Here is a 20,126-nt window from a genome sequence, read left to right as displayed (position 1 = left end):
TTGCTGGAGCTTCCGATGACCCATCTGACCTTGCAGGCCGTCACGCGGCGCTTCGGCGCCGTGCATGCCGTCGACGACGTCGACCTGAGCGTGCCCGACGGCAAGCTCGTGTGCTTTCTCGGCCCGTCCGGCTGCGGCAAGACCACGCTGCTGCGGATGATCGCAGGCCTCGAAACGCCGACCGAGGGCAGCATCCATTTCGCCGGCCGCGACATCACGCGACTGCCGGCCAACCGGCGCGACTTCGGCATGGTGTTCCAGTCGCTCGCGCTGTTTCCGCATATGACGGTCGCGCAGAACGTCGCGTATCCGCTGAAGCTGCGCAAGGTCGCGAAAGCACGGCAAACGCGCCGCGTCGCCGAACTGCTCGAGCTGATCCAGCTGCCGCACATGGCGAATCGGCCGGTCACGCAACTGTCGGGCGGTCAGCGCCAACGCGTCGCGATCGCTCGCGCGATCGCTTCGGAGCCGCAACTGCTGCTGCTCGACGAGCCGCTGTCCGCGCTCGACGCGAAGCTGCGCGAAGCGATGCAGGTCGAAATCCGCCTGCTGCAGCAACGCCTCGGCATCACGACGATCATGGTCACGCACGACCAGCGCGAAGCGATGACGATGGCCGACGAGATCGTCGTGATGGAGAAAGGCCGCATCGCGCAGGTCGGCAAGCCGCTCGACATCTACCGCGATCCGGTCAGCGAGTTCGTCGCCGACTTCATCGGGCTCGGCAACATTCTGCCGGTGCGGTACGACGGCGCGGGCGTCGTGAGCCTGCCGGGCGGACGGCGCATCGCGGTGACGCCGAACCCGGGCGCGCCGCTCGCCGATGCGCGGCAGCCGGGTGCGGCCGGCGACGCGATCCGCCTGCTGATTCGCCCCGAGGACATCTGCGTGAAGGCGGCCACGGAAGCACCGAACCCGAACCGGCTGCCCGGTACCGTCACGTTCATTCGCGACGTCGGCGCCTCGCTCGAAGCGACGATCGATTGCGTGGGCTTCACGCTGACCGCCGCGACCACGCCGCGCGAAACGCCCGGGCTCGCGCTCGGCATGCCGGTGCTCGCCGAGCTGCCGCCGCACGCGTGCAAGCTGATCGCCGCGCGCGCCGCCTGATACCCGAACCCATCATACGGCTTTGCCTGAATAACTACCGTATTACGACAGAGGAACCCATCATGAACCAGCGCCCCGCTCTCCAATCGACCCGCCGCGTGTTCGCGACGCTCGCCGCGACGCTCGCGATGACCGCGCTCGGCGCGCTGTGCGCACTGCCGTCGGCCGCGCATGCCGACGCGCTCGACGACATCGCGAAGTCCGGCACCGTGCGCATCGGCGTATTCGAGGACTATCCGCCGTTCGGCTCGATCGGTCCGGACATGAAACCGGTCGGCTACGACATCGACGTCGCCAATCTGATCGGTAAGGCGCTCAACGCGAAGGTCGAACTGGTGCCGGTCACCGGCGACAACCGCATGGCCTTTCTCGCCGACCACAAGGCCGACATGTTGCTGTCGGTCGGCCAGACGCCCGAGCGCGAAAAAGTGATCGACTTCTCGCAACCCTACGCGCCGTACTACCTCGCGGTGTTCGGCCCGAAGTCGCTGCCGGTGAAGACCGCCGCCGACCTCGGCGGCAAGTCGATCTCGGTCGCGCGCGGCACGCTCGAAGACCTGAGCGTGACGAAGATCGCGCCGCCGTCGGCGAACATCAAACGTTTCGACGATCCGAACGGCGCTATTTCGGCGTTTCTTTCTGGTCAGGTACAGTTGATGGTGGTCGGCAACGACGTCGGCGCGACGATTCTCGCGCGGCATCCGGCGAACGATCCGGAGCAGAAGTTCGCGCTGTTCAGCTCGCCCGATCACGTCGGTCTGAACAAGAACGAGCCGCGCCTGAAGGCGAAGGTCGACGAAACGATTGCCAAGGCCCGCAAGGACGGCACGATGAACGCGATCTCGCAGAAGTGGCTGCGCGCGCCGCTGCCGGCCGATTTTTGAAACCTGTGGCGTGGCGCCGTGAAGGCCGCGCCGCGATCTGATCCTACGATGGGCACGAGGCCATGACTTACGCGTTCGATTTCAGCGGCTTCGGCCTGTATGCGGGGATGCTCGCGCGCGGCGCCGCCGTGACGCTCGGCCTCACGGCCGTGTCGACCCTGGCGGGCGGGATGGTGGGGATCGCCGGCGCGAGCATCGCGGCGGCCGGGCCGAAGTGGGCGCGCTGGCTCGTCGCGAGCTACGTCGAGCTGATCCGCAACACGCCGTTTCTGGTGCAGTTGTTCTTCGTGTTTTTCGGCCTGCCGAGCCTCGGCATTCATATCGACGAGATAGAGGCCGCGATTCTTGCGATGACCGTCAATCTCGGCGCGTACGCGATCGAGATCGTGCGCGCCGGCATCGATTCGATTTCGCGCGGTCAGGTGCAGGCCGCACAGGCGCTCGGCCTGCATGGGCGCCAGGTGTTCCGCTACGTCGTGCTGCCGCAGGCGCTCGCCAACGTGTTTCCCGCGCTGCTCGGCCAGGTGCTGATCGTGATGCTCGGCTCGGCCGTCGTGTCGCAGATCTCGGTGCCCGACCTGACCTATGCGGCGAACTTCATCCAGTCGCGCAACTTCCGCTCGTTCGAGAGCTACGTGATCATCACGGCTGCCTATCTGCTGATGTCGATCGTGTTGCGGCAGCTGTTGAACCGCTTCGGCCGCGGGCTGTTCGCGGGCCGTGCGGCACGAGGTAACAACAGCAGTAGTAGCGGCAACGACGGCTTGCCGCGCAACTGGCGCAGCCGCCTGATGTGGCGCGGCGCGCGCACCCTGCCGACGGAGCGCTGATCATGGTCGAATTCACGCTGTGGGACATCGCCCGCAACCTGCTGCTCGCCGCGCGCTGGACCGTGCTGCTGTCGCTGATCGCGTTCGTCGGCGGCGGGATCGTCGGGCTCGTGCTGCTCGCGATGCGCGTGTCGCCGATCGCGTGGCTGCGCCGCATCGTCGTGCTGTACGTCGAGGTGTTTCAGGGCACGCCGCTCTTGATGCAGCTTTTTCTCGCCTTCTTCGGCTTGCCGCTCATCGGCATCGACGTGTCGCCGTGGGCCGCCGCGACCGTCACGCTGACGCTCTATACGAGCGCGTATCTGGTCGACATCTGGCGCGGCTGCGTCGAAGCGGTGCCGCGCGGTCAGTGGGCCGCGGGTGCGAGCCTCGGCATGACGTTCGGCCAGCAGTTGCGCTATATCGTGTGGCCGCAGGCGCTGAAGATCGCGGTCGCGCCGAGCGTCGGTTTTCTCGTGCAGGTGGTCAAGAGCACCGCGCTCGCGTCGATCATCGGCTTCGCCGAACTGACGAAGACCGGCACGATGATCACGAATGCCGCGTTCCGGCCGTTTCCGATCTACGGCATGGTCGCGATGATCTACTTCGCGATGTGTTTTCCGCTGACCTGGTATGCTCGCGTGCTCGAAAAGCGGCAGAAGGCGGGACAGCATCGGTGAGGTGAGGTGATTCGCGGTCTGTAGTTCAAGTCACGGATACGTGCTGCCGGGAAGCAATCTTGATGCGCGAGACGAACCACGCCGCGAGCACGAACCACCCCGCTGCGACGACGAACGCGACGACATAGGCGGGTCCGGCACCGGCAAACGCCTTGACCCATGACAGCATCCACCCGGTGGCGGCAGGGCCGAGGATCTGCGGTAGCACCATCGACACTTGCCAGATGCCCATGTCCTTGCCGCTGGACGCATCGTCTGGCAACACTTGCAACGCGAGTGCCCAGTCGACGGCTTGATAGGTTCCGTAAGCGGCGCAGAAAACCAGCCCGACCGCGATCACCAGCAACAGGTTTGGATGCAACGCCAGCAGGACAAAGCCAATCGCGGCTCCGGCCATGATCCAGCTGGTCAGGCGGACGACGGGAACGACACCGTGCCGGTCGGCGAGCCATGCGCCCAGCAGGCTGGCCGGGATCGCTAGCACCACGCCGACGCCAAGCAGCCCATTCAGGAGACTGGTCGGATGACGAATGCCGATCACGTCCTGCAGGTAGTACAACATGAAGGCGAAGATCGACCAGATTCCCATGTTGCCGAACAGACGGGTTACCAGCACCCAGTAAAAGTTTCGGTGCAGGCGTGGATCGAGATAGAACGAGCGCATGAACGTGACGAGCTCGAACCGTTGTCGGGATCTGACAGGTGTCGGCTCGCGCGAGCCGCGAATCGTCAGCCAAAGGCAGAGCAACATGATCGCAATGAACGCGGCAACCGTAGGATACAGGTGGCCCGGCGAATAGAGGACAACGAGCACCACGTTGCCAGTGATCGTGCCGAGCACGGTCATCACGTTGAGCCACGCGCTCGCGCGGTTGGTTTCCTGTTTTGGCACGACATCGGGCACCAGCCCGGCGTACGGCCCCGCCGCCCAGTTCCACCAGAACTGGAGATGCAGGAACGCGAGTGTATACATCCATAGACTCCCCCCGCCGTTGAATGAACCAAGCCATACCAGTGCAACCGCAATGCCGAACACGCCGGTGACGAGAAACGGTCGCCGGCGTCCATGTTTTGCAGAGCAGCGATCTGAAAGCGCGCCGGCCAGTGGCGCCACGATCATCGCAATGAATGCGCCGGACGCAATGACGGAGCCGGCCACGCCTTCCTTCAACGCGGCATCGCGTCCGAGCATATCGGCGACCTGTGCCGGCACGAGCACCGGAACGACCGTCATCCATTGGGTAAAGAGCGCAAACCACAGCGACGCGATCTGTATGTGACTGAGCGTCGACAGGCGAGAAGCCGACGGTGTGACCGACACGTTTCGGGCTTGACTGGATAGGGTCATGTCGGAAGTCCATCAGCTTCGCGCAGAGACTTCGACGCCGCACGGCGGACGAAGGTCGTTGCCAATTCCGAGAGCCGTTCGAACACGACGGGGACTCCCATAGGACCAATGCGCCTGTATCGGTCGTGGTGCAAATGTCGGCATTGGCCGACGGCGAGTCCATCGACGAAGGCGCGGTGTGCCGTCCCACGATGATAGCTGCCGTCGGTTGGCCCACAACCTGAAACGGCGCGAGGTCGGCAAGCGCGCTTCTGCGCCGCACTTAGCGGCCGATCAACGCCCCGCCTGCGTCGACTGCCGCAACTTCGCCACCTCCGCCGCACCGACCGCCGGCGCGCCGTTGTTCCAGCCAGTCCGCACGAAGCTCAGCACATCGGCGATCTGCTGATCGTCGAGCACCGCGGCGAAGCCGGGCATCGGAAACGGCGACGGCACGCCGTCGATCACGAGATCGCCGGTGCCGTTCAGCGTGACGTTGATCAGCGACGACGCGTCCTTCGCGAGCACGTTCGGATTGCCGGCGAGCGGCGCGAGCATCGGCGCGAAGCCGTGCCCGTCGACGCCGTGGCAATGCATGCAATACGCCGTATAGACGCGTGCGCCGGCATCGTTCGCGGGGCGATCGAGCGACACCTTCGTCGCCTGCGGATCGTACGTATAGGCGGCCGCGCCGGTGCCGCCGACCGGCGGCAGCGACTTCAGATACGTCGAGACTGCCGCGACGTCCTGATCGCTCATCGCTTGCGTGCTGTTGTTGATCACGCTCGTCATCGCGCCGAACGCCGATGCATGGCGATTCGCGCCGGTCTTCAGGAACGTGCGCAGATCCTCGTCGCTCCAGCGGCCGAGCCCGGTGTTGTGCTCGCCCGTGAGGTTCGACGCGAACCAGCCATCGAGCAGCGCGCCGCTCAGGAATGCGCTGCCGCTTTCGTCGAGCGCACTTTCCTGGAACGCAACACCGCGCGGCGTGTGACACGACCCGCAATGTCCGAGCCCTTGCACCAGATACGCGCCGCGATTCCACGCGACGTCCTTGCCCGGCTTGTCGCGATACGCACCCTTCTCGAGAAACGCCATGTTCCAGAACATCAGCGGCCAGCGCATGTTCAACGGCCACTTGATGTCGGACTCGCGATTCGCCTGCTGCACTGGCGCGACGCCGTGCATGAAGAACGCGTACAGCGCCTTCACGTCGTCGTCGTCGACCTTCGCGTAGGACGGATACGGCATCGCCGGATACAGGTTGTGGCCGTCTTTCGCGACGCCCTCACGCAGCGCCCGCGCGAAGTCAGCTTCGGTGTAACCGCCGATGCCGGTCCGTGCGTCGGGCGTGATATTGGTCACGTAGATGCGGCCCATCGGCGTGTTCATCGGCAGGCCGCCGGCGAACGGCTTGCCTTTCGGCGCGGTGTGGCAGGCGGCGCAATCGCCGAGTTGAGCGAGGTAAGCGCCGCGTTGCACGAGCGTTTGATCGGCTGCACCGGTGGCTGACGGAGCTGCGGCATCAGCAGGCGCCTGGGCGATAAACGGCAACGCGACGCATAGCGCCGCGCCAAGACCCTTCAGCATTTTTTTCATGTCGGGCTCCTTTCGCGTCAGGCGTTGTGCAGTTGGCGGCCAACCGGCAATTGCCGCAGCCGCGTGCCGGTGGCCGCATAGATCGCGTTGGTCAGCGCGGGCGCGAGCGCCGCGGTGCCGGGTTCGCCGATGCCGCCGGGCGCCTCGCCGCTCTTCACGATATGCACGTCGATCGGCGGCGTCTGGTTGATGCGCAGCATCCGGTAGTCGGTGAAGTTGTTCTGCTCGACGCGACCGTCCTTGATCGTGATCTCGCTATAAAGCGCCGCCGTGATGCCGAAGATGATGCCGCCCTGCACCTGCGCTTCGATCGTGTTCGGGTTGACGAACATCCCGCAATCGACCGAGCAGTTGACGCGCTTGACCGTCACTTCGCCCTGCTCGACCGCGACCTCGACGACGATCGCGAAGAAGCTGCCGAACGCGTGCATCACCGAGATGCCGCGCCCTTGCCCCTTGGGCAGCGCGCTGCCCCAGTTGCCCGCTTGCGCGGCCAGGTTGAGTACGTTCAACGCGCGCGGCGATTTGCCGAGCAGATCGCGCCGGTACTGCACCGGATCGATCTTCGCGTGCGCGGCGAGTTCGTCGATGAAACTCTCGACGACGAACGTGCCGCGCGTCGGCCCGACGCCGCGCCAGAACGCGGTGGGCACCGCGTGCGGTTCCACGCGCACGTAGTCGACCAGTTGGTTCGGCAGGTCGTACGGCAGATCGGCGGCGACCTCCACCGCATCGGGGTCGAGCCCGTTCCTGAACGCGGGCGGCGCGAAGCGCGCCATGATCGACGACCCGGCGATGCGATGCTGCCACGCGATCGGCTTGCCGTTCGCGTCGAGCCCGGCCGAGATCGTGTCGTAGTAGTACGGCCGGTACATGTCGTGCTGGATGTCCTCCTCGCGCGTCCACAGCACCTTGACCGGCGTCGGCACCTGTTTGCCGACCTTCACGGCCTGCGTGACCATGTCGGTTTCGAGCCGCCGTCCAAAGCCGCCGCCGATCAGATGGTTGTGCACGATGATCTTGTCGGCGGGCAAGCCCGTGACCGCGACCGCCGCATCGACGACACGCGTCGGCACCTGCGAGCCGAGCCAGATTTCGCAGGCGTCGCCGCGCACGTGGACCGTGGCGTTGACCGGCTCCATCGTCGCGTGCGCGAGGAACGGCTGCTGGTAGACCGCGTCGACGCGCGACTTCGCATCGCCGAACGCGCGGCCGACGTCGCCGTCCTTGCGCGCCACCGCGCCGCCATGTTGCGAGGCCGCCGCGAGATCGTCGACGATGCGCTTCATCGATAACTGCGCGCCCGCGCCTTCGTTCCACTTGATGTCGAGCGCCTGCAGGCCGCGCTTCGCGGCCCACGTGTGAGCGCCGATCACCGCGACCGCGTTGTCGAGCTTGATGACCTCGCGCACGCCGGGGATCGTCTTCGCATGCGTATCGTCGACGCTCGCGAGCGTGCCGCCGAACACCGGACAGTTCGCGATCGCCGCGTAAACCATCTCGGGCAAGCGCACGTCAAGGCCGAACTGCGCGGTACCGTCGACTTTCTCCGGCGAATCGAGACGCTTCACCGGCGTGCCGATCAGCTTGAAGTCCTTCGGGTCTTTCAACGGCACGTTCTGCGGCGCGGGCAGCGCGGAGGCGGCCTGCGCGAGCTGACCATAGCTCGCGCTGCGATTACTGGCCGCGTGGATCACCTGACCGGCCTGCGCATGGCAACTCGCCGGATCGACCTGCCACTGCTGCGCGGCCGCGTTGATCAGCATCACGCGCGCAGTCGCGCCCGCGCGGCGCATCGGCTCCCACGCGAAGCGGATCGACGTCGAGCCGCCGGTCAACTGGCCGCCGAGCAGCGGGTCCATGAAGAGCTTTTCGTTGGGCGGCGCGTGATCGAGCATGACCGTGCCGAGCGGCACTTCGAGTTCCTCGGCGATCAGCATCGGAATCGACGTATAGACGCCCTGACCCATCTCGACCTTCGGTATCACGAGCGTGACCTTGCCGGCGTTGTCGATCTGGATGAACGCGTTCGGCGCGAACACGCCGCTTTGCGGCGCCTCGTTCGCATCGCCGCCGATCACGCTCTTGCCCGCCTTCTGATCCTGGCTCGCGGCCGGCATGCTGAAGCCGAGCAGCAGACCGCCGCCGGCCGCGGCGCCGACCGTCACGCCGAATTTGAGGAAGCCGCGCCGCGAGATGCCGCGTGCGTGCCGCGTGTCGGTGTCAGCCGGCTGCGCGCCGTTCTGTGCATCGAGCAATCCCTGGGACATGTCAGGCCCCCTTCGCGGCGTGCTTGATCGCCGCGCGCACGCGGTGATAGGTTCCGCAGCGGCAGATGTTGCCCGCCATCGCGGCGTCGATGTCGGCGTCGCTCGGATTGGGATTGCGCGCGAGCAGCGACGCCGCCGACATCACCTGCCCCGACTGACAGTAGCCGCATTGCACGACGTCGAGCTCACGCCAGGCCTGCTGCACTTTCTGGCCCGTGGGCGTGGCGCCGAGCGCTTCGATCGTGACGATCTTGCGGTCGCCGACCGCCGCCGCCGGGAACACGCACGAGCGCACCGCGACGCCATCGAGATGCACGGTGCATGCGCCGCATTGCGCGATGCCGCAGCCGAACTTGGTGCCGGTCAGCCCGACGAGATCACGCAGCACCCACAGCAGGGGCATGTCGGGCGGGGCATCGACGGTATGGGTTTCGCCGTTGATATTGAGCGTTGTCATGAGCGGCTCCGGATGGGGATGTTGTTGTGGTCACGCGGTTTAGATCGCGACACCGCACCAGACCGCCGACATGCACCGGTTTTGTTCGGCGTGTCGCGCTAATAAGCCATGAAATGCGGCCTGTGAGCGAGCGGGTGTCGCAAGAAAACCGGCCGATTGTAGTCGTGTCGAAAGAAGTTCGCTTTGACGGTGTCAGGCGGCACATCGCATGCTGTGCGCGGTGGATCGCATGTGTGGGCTGGAGCGATGCGTTACCATCGACGAATCGATCCGTTAGCGTGATCGCGCGACCCGCTGCATCGCACTGAGTGGTGTTGCGACGCACGATTCCGTCGAATCACCTCAGCCGCTGGAGCCGCCGATGAACGACCCGCAATGCACTCAATTCCTCACGGACATTCGCCGACCATTGCTTGCGCTGCACAAGGCGATTCTCGATCACGAACGCGCCGCGTACGAAAAGGAGTTCGGCCCGGTAACGCCGGCGGCATTCCTGCAGGTGCTGATCAACGGCTCGGGGTTTCGTTGGCTGACGCCGCTGTCGACGGTGATCGCGAGCGTCGACGAAGTTCTCGACGACGCGGAAGCCGAGGCCGGCGACCGTCTCGCGACCGCCGAGGCCGTGGTCGGCCTGTTCTCGCCCGAGCAACCGCACAATCACTTCCTGCCGCGTTATCTGCCGCTCTTGCAGGCCGATCCCGCGATCCTGCATTACCACGGCGAGGTAGCGCGGCTGCTGCGCGGAGGGCAAACGACGTAACGGCGATTCGCACAGGCACGGCGGCGGCGCGTGCGCTGCCTGCCGGCTCCTGCATTGCCTCACCGTTCATAAACGGCTGCGGGTCGAGGCCGCATGGTTGATCGTCGGTATTCTTGCGCAGATCGAGCGGAATGCTCTGACGTGAAGGTACTTTTGCAACGATTCGTCGACCGCCGGAATGCGCGGTCGATCAAATTACCTGGTTTAGCTGAATAAATTCAAGGTGAGCTTTTGCGGGAACGTGGAAGCTCAGCCGCGCCCCTGCGGCAGATAAGGCAGCGGATCGACCGGCTTGCCGTCGCGCCGCACTTCGAACCCCACCGACACACGCGAGCTGTTCTCGTCGCCCATCTCCGCGATCTGCTGTCCCTTGCGGACAATGTCGCCCATCTTGACCATCAGCTTGCGGTTGTGCGAATACGCGGTCAGAAAATCCTTGTTGTGCTGGACGATGATCAGACTGCCATAGCTGTTCAGTCCGGTGCCCGCGTACATCACCTTGCCGTCGGCGGCGGCTCGCACCGGATCGCCCGCGTTGCCGCCGATTTCGATGCCGCGTGTTTCGCCGGGCTGGAACGCTTCGACGACGCTGCCCGCGGCAGGCCACGCGAGCGTCACGCTGCTCGCGTGCCGGCGGGTTTCCTGCGTGACTTCGCGCACTGCGGTGGCATCCGGAGCCGGCGCGGCGGACTGTGTCGAAGCTTGCGCCGACGTTTGCGCTGTCGCTTGTGACGCACGCTGCGCCGCGGATTGCGCCGCCGCCAATGCGGCGGCCGCCGCATTGGCCGCCTGCACCGCGCGCACCGTTTCCGGCGACGCAACGTGCAGCACCTGCCCCGGCTTCAGCCGCGCCGACGCCTTCAACCCGTTCCATACCTGCAACTGCTTGACGCTGATGTGATGATGCTGCGCAACCCGCGCGAGCGTGTCGCCGCGCCTGACCCGATACACGAGCGGCGGCGACTTTTTCAGCGGCGCGTTATCGCTGGCGTCGATCGACAGCGGCGCGGCTGCCGCCGGGTCGCCGGACGCCGCTCCTGTCGCATTCGCCGCCGGCACGCCGGACGCCGCATTGGCGCTGGTTGCCGCACCGTTCTGCGCATTGGGCTGCCCGACGTTCGCACAACCGCTGACGGCCAGCGCGACCCACGCGCCGGCGAGACTGGCCAATAACGTTCTGTCGAAACGCATTCTCATCCTGTTCGACTCCTGCTCTATGAATGCGCAAGCCGGATAGCCCGATGCCGCGGACGAGGTGCGCGATCTTCGGCCGCGCGGCCTTCCCGACGGCACGGCGAAGCCGCCTCGTATGGCGCTCATTTCCTGCCTGCTGGCCGATCAAATTTCTCGCGGAATTCTAAAGTGTCGTTTAATAGAAACGCCTGCCCCACACACTCTGATACACACCTTACGAGCCGTATTTCCGCGTTACGACCCGCACGTGTATCGGGACGCCAACGACGCACACATCACCGCTTCGCCGCGGCGCGTTCAGACTTGTTGACATTCGACTTATCGGCAGGCGGGAGGGGAACTTGAATAGCCATGCGTCGCGTCGGAGGGCGCAAAAAAGGCCAGCCTTCGAAATCCGAAGGCTGGCCGATCTGCGTTTGAAGGGCACCGAACTAGAACTTATGCCGGATCGCCGCGCGCACGACGACCTGCTTCGACGTCGACGACGGCGACTGCGTGCCGGGGATGAATGCGAAATCGAGGATCGATAGGGTGGAATCGCCGGTGACCTGTTGATAGGCGCCCTGCAGATAGAGGTCGGTGCGCTTGGACAGGTTGTAGTCGGCCATCAGGCCGAACGTATGGATGCGCGGCTTCACGCCGCCGTTCGATGCGTCGTAGGTTTCCATCGTGTACACGTACTGCGCGCCGACGAACAGCACCGGCGAAATCTGATATTTGCCGTTGAACTCGAAGTTCTGATACTTGAGCGAATTCAGCAGCACGCCCGGCGGTGTGACGGGCACGAGCGGCACCAGCGGCTCGATGCCGAGATAGCCGTTTGCGGTCGGCTCCAGGTAGTTCGAATTGCTATAGACGAAGCCCGCCGTCGCCGGTCCGAACGTATAGGTGATGCCGCCGCCGAACACGCGCAGGCGCGTCGCGACGAAGCCGGCGTCGTTCGCGGTGATCGCCCCGTTCGAGCCGTTGCCCGGATTGTCGGCCTGCAGATAGGCGGCCGCGACCAGCAGCCCACCGTACGTGTACTGGCCGCCGAAGCTGTAGGCGCGATTGTTGGCGAAGTTCGTGTCGTTGCTGAAGCTGTAGGTGCCGCCGAACTGGAAGCCCGAGATCGACGGGGTCGTGTACTTGACGGTGTTGTCGAGGCGGAACGTGTTGTCGGTGTTGTCGTTGTCGTACGGATGCGAGAACAGCTCGCCGCCCCAGTTGCCGTTGGCCGTGGTCTGCGCGAGATAATCGACGACCGAGTCATATTGCCGGCCGAACGTCAGCGTGCCGTACGCCTCTGAACTGAGTCCGACGAAAGCCTGCCTGCCGAACAGGCGGCCGCCCTGCCCGAGCCGCCCGGAATTCAGATCGAAACCATTCTCGAGCTGGAAGATCGCCTTCAGGCCGCCGCCGAGATCTTCGGAACCCTTCAGGCCCCAGCGGCTTCCCTGCGCAAGACCGCTGGCGAGTTCATAAACATGGCCGTGGCCGACATTGTTCGTGTAGTTGATGCCTTCGTCGATCACGCCGTACAGCGTGACGCTAGTCTGCGCGGCGGCAGGCGCGGCAAGAACGGCAGACGCAGCAATGGAGACAGCCAGCGCGAACACTTGCTTGTTCATGATGATCTCCCTGCACCGCGAGTGATAGGACAACTCGATCCGGCCGCTTTGTTCTCTTTGCTCTTTATTCTCGTCACTTTTCCAGCAGTTCTGAAGACTGCTCCAATGGCTGCGCTTTTCCGGAAATCCTCACATGACATCGTCCGGGCGTCCATGAGTGGATGCGCCAAGCATCGAGAATGTTGCTAATTCTCCACTGCGTGTTGCTGCCTCTTTTTTCGTAACGTCGCTTCAGGTAAACAGCAGCCGCTGCTGCCCGTCTCGCTGCGTCATTGTCATGAAAAGAAATATAATCCTGCGCCTTGCTGCGATGCAACGGAACTCGGCGTCACCGCGAAGGTCATCTTCACAGCCCGCTGACACGGCCGCCTTGCGATACCGGTCGAGCGTGGCGAGATGGGCCACAGGCGACGCCAGCACGGATCACCTCACCGCCGCAGCACCCAATCCCATATTAAAAAGCCTTGTGAGACGCCCGCCGCGCTGGATCAGCGCGCCGTCGCACGGGGCTGCTTTTGACGCAAACAATGGCCAAGTCATCTTCCCGCCTGATCGAGCTCGACTTTTTCCGCGGACTGGTTCTGCTGATCATCGTCGTCGATCACATCGGCGGCAGCATTCTGTCGCGCGTGACGCTGCACGCGTACGCGCTGTGCGATGCCGCAGAAGTATTCGTGTTCCTCGGCGGCTTCGCGACCGCCACCGCCTATGCGACGCTCGCCGAGCGGCGCAATGAGACGATCGCACGCGGCCGCTTCCTGCGCCGCTCGTTCGAGATCTATCGCGCGTTTCTCGTCACCGCCGGGCTGATGCTGCTGGTCAGCGCGGTGCTAACCGCATTCAGCATCGACGGGCCGAATCTCGCCACGACCGATCTCGACGACCTGATCGACACGCCGCTTGCCGCGCTGCGCGACATCGTGCTGCTACGCCGCCAGCCGTACCTCGCGTCCGTGCTGCCGATGTACGCGTTGTTCGCGCTGCTGGTGCCCGCGATCCTGCCGCTCGCGCGCAGCAAGCCTTGGCTGCTGGTCGCCGGCAGCGTCGCGCTGTGGGCCGGCGCACCGGCGGTCAGCCAGTACCTTCCCGCCGCGCCCGACATGCACTGGGACTTCAACCCGTTCGCGTGGCAACTGATGTTCGTGCTCGGCGTGCTCGCGCGCTGCCAGCCGGTGTATCAGCGCACCAGCGCGCATCGATCCGGGTGGCTCGTCAGCGTGCTGGCGTTCGCGGTGGTCGTGGGCGCCGCGTACTACAAGCTCGTTCTGCTGGATGCGCCACTTGCCGCGAGCCTCAAGCAGAACCTGTCCTACCTGCGCGCTGGGAACTTCCTCGCGATCGCGTGGCTCGTCGCCAATCTGGTCGAGCTCGGCTGGGCGAAGAAGGTCGCGCGGCGGCTGCCGTGGGTCGGCGTGATCGGGCGTCAGGGTTTGCTGTGCTTCATTGCCGGCGCGGTGATTTCGCTGGTGATCGACTCGCTGCTCTACGCGGCGACCGATGGTTACCTGAACTATCCGCTCGGACTGCTCGCCGATGCGGCCGCGGTCGGCGCGCTGTTTGCCGTCGCGTTGGCCGTGGAACCGCTGAAGCGGGTCGTCGGGCGGCTCGTGGACGGGCGGCTGCGGACGTCGGGCTGAAGAACTTTTCGGCAACGTTTCGAGCGCCCTTCGAGCGCGTCCCTGACGCGTCGCGATCTTCGGGGCACTTGACGTCCCCTTGGCGCCCGAAGAACTTTGCGCGCATAAAGCGCCGTCCTTCTCTGCGCCGCTTTCCATCTCAAATCTGGCGCCAATGCTGATAGCATGACGGCCGCGCGCGAGTCCCGCGCCCGCCGGCCTTCCCTACTGACATGCGTCGATTCCTCAGTTTCGCCCTCGCACTGCTTGCCTGCGCCGTCGGCGCGCCCGCGTTCGCGTTCGCGAGCACGGTCGCGAGCCGCAGCTTCCATTCCGATGCGCTCGGCCGCGACTGGAACTACACGATCTACCTGCCGGGCGGCTATCGCGCGGACGGTCCGCGCCTGCCGGTTCTCTACCTGCTGCACGGCAATAACGGCGACGCCAACGACTGGCTCACGCAAGGTCATTTGCAGAACGCCGCGGACACGCTGATCAAGCGCAAGGAGATTGCCCCGGTCGTCATCGTGATGCCGCAAGGCGGCACGGACTGGTACGTCGACCGCAAGGAAAAGATGGAGAGCGCGTTCTTCGACGATCTGCTGCCCGAGATCGAAACGCACTACGCGGTCGCGACGCAGCGCGGCGGCCGGATGATCGGCGGCGTGTCGATGGGCGGCTTCGGCGCGCTGCGCTACGCGCTGACGCAGCCCGAGATGTTTTGCGGCGCGCTGCTGCTCAGTCCGGCGATCTACGCGAACGAGCCGCCGCGCGCGTCGGCGGCGCGGCGGGTCGGCGTATTCGGCGAGCGCCAGTTCGATCCGCAAGTGTGGCACGAGCTCAACTATCCGGCGCAGTGGGACCGCTACATGAGCCAGGCGTACCGCCTGCCGATGTTCATCGCATCCGGCGACGACGACCTCGACATCCAGGCCAACGCCTCGCTGCTGTACACGCACCTGCGGCTCGCGGGCAATCCGGCGGCGCTGCGCATCATCGACGGCGGCCACACGTGGGACGTGTGGAGCGCGCTGTTGCCCGCCGCGCTCAAATACACGCTCGGCTGCGTGAAGCCGCCGGCGCAGGAGCATCCGTCGAATCAGCGCCCTTGAGCCGGCGCGGCACGCGAGGCGCACGGCCGCCCAGCCCCGCTTCCCTCGACGCCCGCGCTACTCCACGAGATCGGTCCACAGCACCATCAGCACCGTCATCAACGCGGGGCCGATGAAAATCCCCAGCAGCCCGAACGTCTCCGCGCCGCCGAGAATGCCGAACAGCACGAGCAGAAACGGCAGGCGCGTCGAGTTGCCGATCAGCACAGGCCGCACGAAGTGCTCGGCGACGAACACGACGACCGCGCCGAACACCAGCAGCCCGGCCGCCGCGACCATCGAGCCCTGCACGAGCAGCCACAGCGCCGCAAGACCGAACACGATCGGCGCGCAGAACGGCAGCATCGCGGCGATCGCCGTGACGAAGCCGAGCAGCGCCGCATGCGGCAGCCCGGTCGCGAAGTAGGCGACGCCAAGCAACAGGCCTTCGCCGACGCCGACCACGATCAACCCCGACACGGTGCCGCGCACCGCGGTACCCATATGCGCGACGAGGTCCGCGCCGCTATCGCCGAAACCGCGTCGCGCGGCCTTCAGCAGCGAGCCGGACAGCCGCGGCCCCGCCTGAAAAATCACGAACAGCGTGACCAGCATGAACGCGAACACCATTGCCGCATGCGCGGCGCGCGCGCCGAAATGCCGGCCGAGCGTCATCACCGTATTGCTGTGCAAGCCTTTCATCGCGGCCGAGTCGCGCAGCGGCTGAGCAAGATTGGCCTGCCACCAGGAAGTGATCTGCTGCACGCCGAACGGCAGACGGTTGATGAAGTCCGGCAGCGCGATGCCGTTCTCCTGCACGCTGCGGAACCAGTCGTTCAGATCGTGCGCCTCGCGCAGCGCCTGGGCGATGCCGAGCCCGACCGGCAGCAGCACGAGCACGGCGATCACCAGCGTGAAGACCGTCGCGAGCAAGGTCGCGCGCCCCTTGAACCAGTGGCTGCCCGCCACCTTGTGCAGCAGCGGCCACAGCGCGATCGCGACGACCCCGGCCCACGCCACCACCACGATGAAATCGCGCACCACCCACAATGCGAGCAGCGCGAGACCGATATAGAGCGCGATCGATGCGGCCTTCTGCTTTTTCAGGCGCTCGGCGGCGACGGACGACGCTTCGGGAGAGTTGGGGGGGACGGCGGGAGGGCGTGGAATCATGTGAACTCTTGTGTTTTTGAACGGTGCGCGCGCGAGCCGACCTGAAAAATTCAAACCCGCTACACTGACGGCTCAGTTCGCCGCCCGACATTCGACATCTTAAAGGAAGCGTTGCCGCCTCTTTCCCGGCCGCCCTCCTCGTCGCGCCACAGGCAACACAGCGTTGCAAAAATATGCCTTATTAAAAAATCACATAAAAAATGCTTGCAACGCCTGTGGTTTCGGCAAATCGCGAATGTCAAGTCTGATTATTGCTAATTCCGGAACGGTGTTTCAACGGTGACACAATAGCTATCCGGCGCGCGCGGGACTACATTCGGCACTCCACAACACGGAGCCGATGATGACCCTGGAGTCCATCCCCCTCGACGGTAGCAATGGCGTGCGCATCGAAATTCTCGAGAGCTCCGTCACGACGCTGGTGATCCGCTGGGTCGAGCCGGGCCGCTGCCACTACGGTGAGCAGCGCTGGCGCCGTCGCTCGGCGCATTCTTCCGGCACCTGCGCGGTGTCGCGCCGCAAGATCCGTCGCGGTGACCCGGTGTTCAAGCCGGCCGAGCGCCCGGCGCCGTCGAATGCGTCCGCGATGATCTGCGCGGAAATCCTCGAACCGCTGCTTGAAGCGGCCTGACGCACGGAACGTTCCCGAGTCCCGCGCACTAAGCGCGGGTTTCAACCCGTTGTTCCGGCGGCGATCTCCCTACTGCCCACGTGCCCTTAGCGAGCGCGTGCCCGGCGGCCGCGGCATCGCAAGATGCGGCGCCGCGCCGGCCCCGCTGCCGGTTGCCGCCCCGCGCCTCGTGCGTTAAGGTGGACTCGTTGCGCCCGCCCGACCGCCGGCTCGCTATCCGGTGCCGGCCGCGCGCCTTCCACCACCGCGCCGCGCCCGCCGCGACGCCGTTTGAGGGCCGATCATGGCAGAAGACACGCCGCAAACCCGCGCGGCCAACGCCGCTTCCACGCCTCCCGCCTCCTCCGCTCCTCCCGCTTTGCTAATCCCGCCGCAGCAGTTCTCTCTCGACGTGCTGCTCGAAAAGTATGCGAAAGGCGACGAGCAATCGGCCGACGATGTATATCGCCGCGTCGCGCGCGGCGTCGCCGAGGCCGAGCCGCCCGAATTGCGCGCGTCGGTCGAGGAACAGTTCGTCGACAACATGCGCCACGGCGCGCTCGGCGCGGGCCGCATCATGAGCGCGGCGGGCAGCGGCATCGCCGCGACGCTGATCAACTGCTTCGTGCAGCCGGTTGGCGATTCGATCCAGGGCGTCGATGAACAGGGCTTGCCCGGCATCTACGTGGCGCTGCTGCAGGCGGCCGAAACGATGCGGCGCGGCGGCGGCGTCGGCTACAACTTCTCCGCGATCCGGCCGAAGGGCGCGCGCGTTCACACCACGAGTTCGGCCGCCTCGGGTCCGTGCAGCTACATGGACGTGTTCGACGCGTCGTGCCGTACCGTCGAAAGCGCGGGCTCGCGGCGCGGCGCGCAGATGGCGGTGCTCGACTGCAACCACCCCGACCTGCTCGAATTCATCGAGGCCAAGCATTCGAAGGGACGCTGGAACAACTTCAACGTGTCGGTCAGCGTCACCGACGAGTTCATGCGCGCGGTCGAAAACGACGAGCCGTGGCAACTGGTCCATCGCGCCGAGCCGTCGCCGGCGCTGCGCGCGGCCGGCGACGTGCGGCAGCGCGAAGACGGCCTGTGGGTCTACAGCGAACACCCTGCGCGCGCGATCTGGGACCGCATCATGCGCTCGACGTACGACGTCGCCGAGCCCGGCATCGTGTTCATCTCGCGGATGAACGAGGACAACAATCTGCGCGCCGTCGAAACGATCCGCGCCACCAATCCGTGCGGCGAGCAGCCGCTGCCCGCGTACGGCTGCTGCAATCTGGGGCCGCTCAATCTGACGCGCTTCGTCGTCGATCCGTTTGCGCAGTTGCAGGGCCGCCAGCCCTCGTTCGACTGGGACGGCCTCGCGCGGCGCACCCGCACGCAGGTGCGTTTTCTCGACGACGTGCTCGACGTCACGCTGTGGCCGCTGCCGCAGCAATACGACGAATCGCGCGCGAAGCGGCGCATCGGCGTCGGTTTCACCGGCCTCGGCGATACGCTCGTGATGATGGGCCTGCGCTACGACTCGCAGGAAGGCCGCGATTTCGCGGTGCGCATCGCGCGGCTGATGCGTGACGAGGCGTATCGCGCGTCGGTCGAACTCGCGAAGGAGCGCGGCGCGTTCGAGCTGTTCGACGCCGCGCGCTATCTGGAAGCCGGCACGTTTGCCTCGCGCCTGCCCGATGACATTCAGCAGGCGATCCGCCGCGACGGCATTCGCAACAGCCACCTGCTGTCGATCGCGCCGACCGGCACCGTGAGCCTCGCGTTCGCCGACAACGCGTCGAACGGCATCGAGCCGGCGTTCTCGTGGACTTATACGCGCGTGAAAGTGATGGCCGACGGCGGCCGCGAATCGTTCGACGTCGAGGACTACGCGTACCGGCTCTATCGCGAGCTCGGCGGCGACGTGAGCCGGCTACCCGACTATTTCGTCAGCGCGCTGCAGATGTCGGCGCGCGACCATCTCGACATGATGGCGGCCGTCCAGCCATACGTCGACACGTCGATCTCGAAGACCGTCAACGTGCCAGCCGACTATCCGTTCGACGCGTTCGAAAGCCTCTACTTCGATGCATGGAAAAGCGGGCTGAAGGGCCTTGCCACCTATCGCCCCAACGACACGCTCGGCGCGGTGCTGAGCGTGACGCCCGCGCAGGCCGACGACACGCTCGCCGAGATGGACCAGGACCCGCTGCGTATCGCGATCGATCATCGGCCCAGAGGCGAGTTGCCGGCGATCATCGAGAAGGTCGAGTATCTGACCCAGGCGGGCAAGAAGTCGCTGTACGTCGCGGCGTCCTTCATCGAGGTGACGGGGCGGCTCGGCGGCGAGGACGTGACGATCGAGCGGCCGATCGAGTTCTTCATTCCGACCGGTCAGCGCGACGAGTCGCAGCAGTGGATCACCGCGACGATGCGTTCGCTGTCGCTGGCCGCGCGCGGCGGCTTCGTCGCGCGCAATCTGCAGGACATGCGCAAGGTGTCATGGGATCGCGGACAGGTGCGGCTTGGCGACGTGCAGCGTCTCGACGGTCATCGCGCGCCGCGCTGGCACGATTCCGAAGTGGCGGCGCTCGCGTTCGCGATCCAGCAAATCCTGTATCGACGCGGCTTTCTCGACGCCGAGGGCAATCAGGTCGCGTCGCGGATGCTCGCGCGTTTGCCGCGCGGGCACATGAAAACCGACATGGCGCTGTCCGCCGATTTCGGCATCCGTCCGAATCCAGCGGATAGCGCCGACACCTTGCTGCAGCCGAACGGCACGCAAGGACTGCACACGATGCTCGGACGCAAATGCGCTTCGTGTGGCGCGAATGCGGTGATTCGCAAGGACGGCTGCGATTTTTGTACCGCGTGTGGGGAGGTGGGGGCGTGCGGGTAGTGTGAGGCGAGGAGCGCGCTGGCCCGGAGGCCAAACGCGCTCGTTG

Annotated in this window: 17 protein-coding genes; 9 read left to right on the top strand and 8 right to left on the bottom strand. The window is 65.6% G+C overall.

Features of this window, described 5'->3' with window-relative positions:
- Window positions 1-15 precede the first annotated feature (15 nt).
- The 4 genes from OKW39_RS41215 to OKW39_RS41200 all read left to right on the top strand — a co-directional run bounded on the left by OKW39_RS41215 (window position 16) and on the right by OKW39_RS41200 (window position 3,483).
- Window positions 16-1,110, top strand: coding sequence for an ABC transporter ATP-binding protein (locus OKW39_RS41215; RefSeq protein ID WP_429333974.1), 1,095 nt, complete (start codon window positions 16-18; stop codon window positions 1,108-1,110).
- A 62-nt stretch (window positions 1,111-1,172) separates the two neighbouring features.
- Complete coding sequence (locus OKW39_RS41210) at window positions 1,173-1,994, top strand: transporter substrate-binding domain-containing protein (protein WP_090805986.1); 822 nt, start codon at window positions 1,173-1,175, stop codon at window positions 1,992-1,994.
- 62 nt (window positions 1,995-2,056) lie between these two features.
- Window positions 2,057-2,824 carry an amino acid ABC transporter permease gene (locus OKW39_RS41205; RefSeq protein ID WP_090805988.1) on the top strand — a complete coding sequence of 256 codons (768 nt, stop codon included), beginning with the start codon at window positions 2,057-2,059 and terminating at the stop codon, window positions 2,822-2,824.
- Window positions 2,825-2,826: 2 nt separating this feature from the next.
- Window positions 2,827-3,483 (top strand): amino acid ABC transporter permease, encoded by a 657-nt coding sequence (locus OKW39_RS41200; RefSeq protein ID WP_429365362.1) that lies wholly within the window; start codon window positions 2,827-2,829, stop codon window positions 3,481-3,483.
- Window positions 3,484-3,508: 25 nt separating this feature from the next.
- Here OKW39_RS41200 and OKW39_RS41195 read toward each other — a convergent pair whose 3' ends face one another.
- The 4 genes from OKW39_RS41195 to OKW39_RS41180 form a co-directional block, all read right to left on the bottom strand.
- Window positions 3,509-4,831 (bottom strand): MFS transporter, encoded by a 1,323-nt coding sequence (locus tag OKW39_RS41195; RefSeq protein WP_429565282.1) that lies wholly within the window; start codon window positions 4,829-4,831, stop codon window positions 3,509-3,511.
- Window positions 4,832-5,104: 273 nt separating this feature from the next.
- The gene (locus OKW39_RS41190; RefSeq protein ID WP_429565281.1) at window positions 5,105-6,409 is read right to left on the bottom strand and encodes a c-type cytochrome; all 1,305 of its coding nucleotides are present in this window, start codon (window positions 6,407-6,409) and stop codon (window positions 5,105-5,107) included.
- Window positions 6,410-6,426: 17 nt separating this feature from the next.
- Window positions 6,427-8,679 (bottom strand): molybdopterin cofactor-binding domain-containing protein, encoded by a 2,253-nt coding sequence (locus OKW39_RS41185; protein ID WP_429565280.1) that lies wholly within the window; start codon window positions 8,677-8,679, stop codon window positions 6,427-6,429.
- Between the two features lies 1 nt (window position 8,680).
- Window positions 8,681-9,136, bottom strand: a complete 456-nt coding sequence (locus OKW39_RS41180) for a (2Fe-2S)-binding protein (protein WP_018420878.1) — start codon at window positions 9,134-9,136, stop codon at window positions 8,681-8,683.
- Between the two features lie 361 nt (window positions 9,137-9,497).
- Between OKW39_RS41180 and OKW39_RS41175 the strand changes: the two genes are divergently transcribed.
- The gene (locus OKW39_RS41175; protein WP_429333979.1) at window positions 9,498-9,896 is read left to right on the top strand and encodes a hypothetical protein; all 399 of its coding nucleotides are present in this window, start codon (window positions 9,498-9,500) and stop codon (window positions 9,894-9,896) included.
- Window positions 9,897-10,145: 249 nt separating this feature from the next.
- On the opposite strand, the gene OKW39_RS41170 is transcribed toward OKW39_RS41175, so the two are convergent.
- The 3 genes from OKW39_RS41170 to OKW39_RS41160 form a co-directional block, all read right to left on the bottom strand.
- Entirely contained in the window at window positions 10,146-11,093 is a 948-nt protein-coding gene (locus tag OKW39_RS41170; protein ID WP_429565279.1) for a peptidoglycan DD-metalloendopeptidase family protein, read from the bottom strand.
- 428 nt (window positions 11,094-11,521) lie between these two features.
- Complete coding sequence (locus OKW39_RS41165; protein WP_429565278.1) at window positions 11,522-12,700, bottom strand: porin; 1,179 nt, start codon at window positions 12,698-12,700, stop codon at window positions 11,522-11,524.
- Window positions 12,701-12,773: 73 nt separating this feature from the next.
- Complete coding sequence (locus OKW39_RS41160; RefSeq protein ID WP_143037192.1) at window positions 12,774-13,016, bottom strand: hypothetical protein; 243 nt, start codon at window positions 13,014-13,016, stop codon at window positions 12,774-12,776.
- Window positions 13,017-13,227: 211 nt separating this feature from the next.
- Here OKW39_RS41160 and OKW39_RS41155 point away from each other — a divergent pair, with 211 nt between their 5' ends.
- Together OKW39_RS41155 and OKW39_RS41150 are read left to right on the top strand one after the other, a co-directional pair.
- Window positions 13,228-14,337, top strand: coding sequence for an OpgC domain-containing protein (locus tag OKW39_RS41155; protein ID WP_429365351.1), 1,110 nt, complete (start codon window positions 13,228-13,230; stop codon window positions 14,335-14,337).
- A 212-nt stretch (window positions 14,338-14,549) separates the two neighbouring features.
- Window positions 14,550-15,428, top strand: coding sequence for an alpha/beta hydrolase (locus tag OKW39_RS41150; RefSeq protein WP_429565277.1), 879 nt, complete (start codon window positions 14,550-14,552; stop codon window positions 15,426-15,428).
- Between the two features lie 57 nt (window positions 15,429-15,485).
- Here the strand turns inward: OKW39_RS41150 and OKW39_RS41145 are convergent, their stop codons facing one another.
- Entirely contained in the window at window positions 15,486-16,580 is a 1,095-nt protein-coding gene (locus tag OKW39_RS41145) for an AI-2E family transporter (RefSeq protein ID WP_429565276.1), read from the bottom strand.
- A gap of 343 nt (window positions 16,581-16,923) precedes the next feature.
- Between OKW39_RS41145 and OKW39_RS41140 the strand changes: the two genes are divergently transcribed.
- Both OKW39_RS41140 and OKW39_RS41135 read left to right on the top strand, forming a co-directional pair.
- A complete protein-coding gene (locus tag OKW39_RS41140) occupies window positions 16,924-17,211 on the top strand; it encodes a DUF3331 domain-containing protein (protein ID WP_429565275.1) in 288 nt (95 codons plus the stop codon).
- A 283-nt stretch (window positions 17,212-17,494) separates the two neighbouring features.
- Window positions 17,495-20,080, top strand: a complete 2,586-nt coding sequence (locus OKW39_RS41135; RefSeq protein ID WP_429565274.1) for an adenosylcobalamin-dependent ribonucleoside-diphosphate reductase — start codon at window positions 17,495-17,497, stop codon at window positions 20,078-20,080.
- Window positions 20,081-20,126 lie beyond the last annotated feature (46 nt).

Source organism: Paraburkholderia sp. MM6662-R1, assembly GCF_050436245.1.
Taxonomy (GTDB): domain Bacteria; phylum Pseudomonadota; class Gammaproteobacteria; order Burkholderiales; family Burkholderiaceae; genus Paraburkholderia; species Paraburkholderia tuberum.
The sequence above is the reverse complement of the archived record's forward strand: the minus strand, read 5'-3'. Positions and strand labels throughout refer to the sequence as shown.

Excerpts from the sequence above, each read along its gene's own strand:
- OKW39_RS41170 (WP_429565279.1), bottom strand. The coding sequence starts at position 11,093 with ATGAGAATGCGTTTCGACAGAACGTTATTGGCCAGTCTCGCCGGCGCG.
- OKW39_RS41135 (WP_429565274.1), top strand. The coding sequence starts at position 17,495 with ATGGCAGAAGACACGCCGCAAACCCGCGCGGCCAACGCCGCTTCCACG.
- OKW39_RS41145 (WP_429565276.1), bottom strand. The coding sequence starts at position 16,580 with ATGATTCCACGCCCTCCCGCCGTCCCCCCCAACTCTCCCGAAGCGTCG.
- OKW39_RS41200 (WP_429365362.1), top strand. The coding sequence starts at position 2,827 with ATGGTCGAATTCACGCTGTGGGACATCGCCCGCAACCTGCTGCTCGCC.
- OKW39_RS41185 (WP_429565280.1), bottom strand. The coding sequence starts at position 8,679 with ATGTCCCAGGGATTGCTCGATGCACAGAACGGCGCGCAGCCGGCTGAC.
- OKW39_RS41175 (WP_429333979.1), top strand. The coding sequence starts at position 9,498 with ATGAACGACCCGCAATGCACTCAATTCCTCACGGACATTCGCCGACCA.
- OKW39_RS41205 (WP_090805988.1), top strand. The coding sequence starts at position 2,057 with ATGACTTACGCGTTCGATTTCAGCGGCTTCGGCCTGTATGCGGGGATG.
- OKW39_RS41140 (WP_429565275.1), top strand. The coding sequence starts at position 16,924 with ATGACCCTGGAGTCCATCCCCCTCGACGGTAGCAATGGCGTGCGCATC.
- OKW39_RS41180 (WP_018420878.1), bottom strand. The coding sequence starts at position 9,136 with ATGACAACGCTCAATATCAACGGCGAAACCCATACCGTCGATGCCCCG.
- OKW39_RS41165 (WP_429565278.1), bottom strand. The coding sequence starts at position 12,700 with ATGAACAAGCAAGTGTTCGCGCTGGCTGTCTCCATTGCTGCGTCTGCC.
- OKW39_RS41155 (WP_429365351.1), top strand. The coding sequence starts at position 13,228 with ATGGCCAAGTCATCTTCCCGCCTGATCGAGCTCGACTTTTTCCGCGGA.
- OKW39_RS41215 (WP_429333974.1), top strand. The coding sequence starts at position 16 with ATGACCCATCTGACCTTGCAGGCCGTCACGCGGCGCTTCGGCGCCGTG.
- OKW39_RS41150 (WP_429565277.1), top strand. The coding sequence starts at position 14,550 with ATGCGTCGATTCCTCAGTTTCGCCCTCGCACTGCTTGCCTGCGCCGTC.
- OKW39_RS41190 (WP_429565281.1), bottom strand. The coding sequence starts at position 6,409 with ATGAAAAAAATGCTGAAGGGTCTTGGCGCGGCGCTATGCGTCGCGTTG.
- OKW39_RS41195 (WP_429565282.1), bottom strand. The coding sequence starts at position 4,831 with ATGACCCTATCCAGTCAAGCCCGAAACGTGTCGGTCACACCGTCGGCT.
- OKW39_RS41210 (WP_090805986.1), top strand. The coding sequence starts at position 1,173 with ATGAACCAGCGCCCCGCTCTCCAATCGACCCGCCGCGTGTTCGCGACG.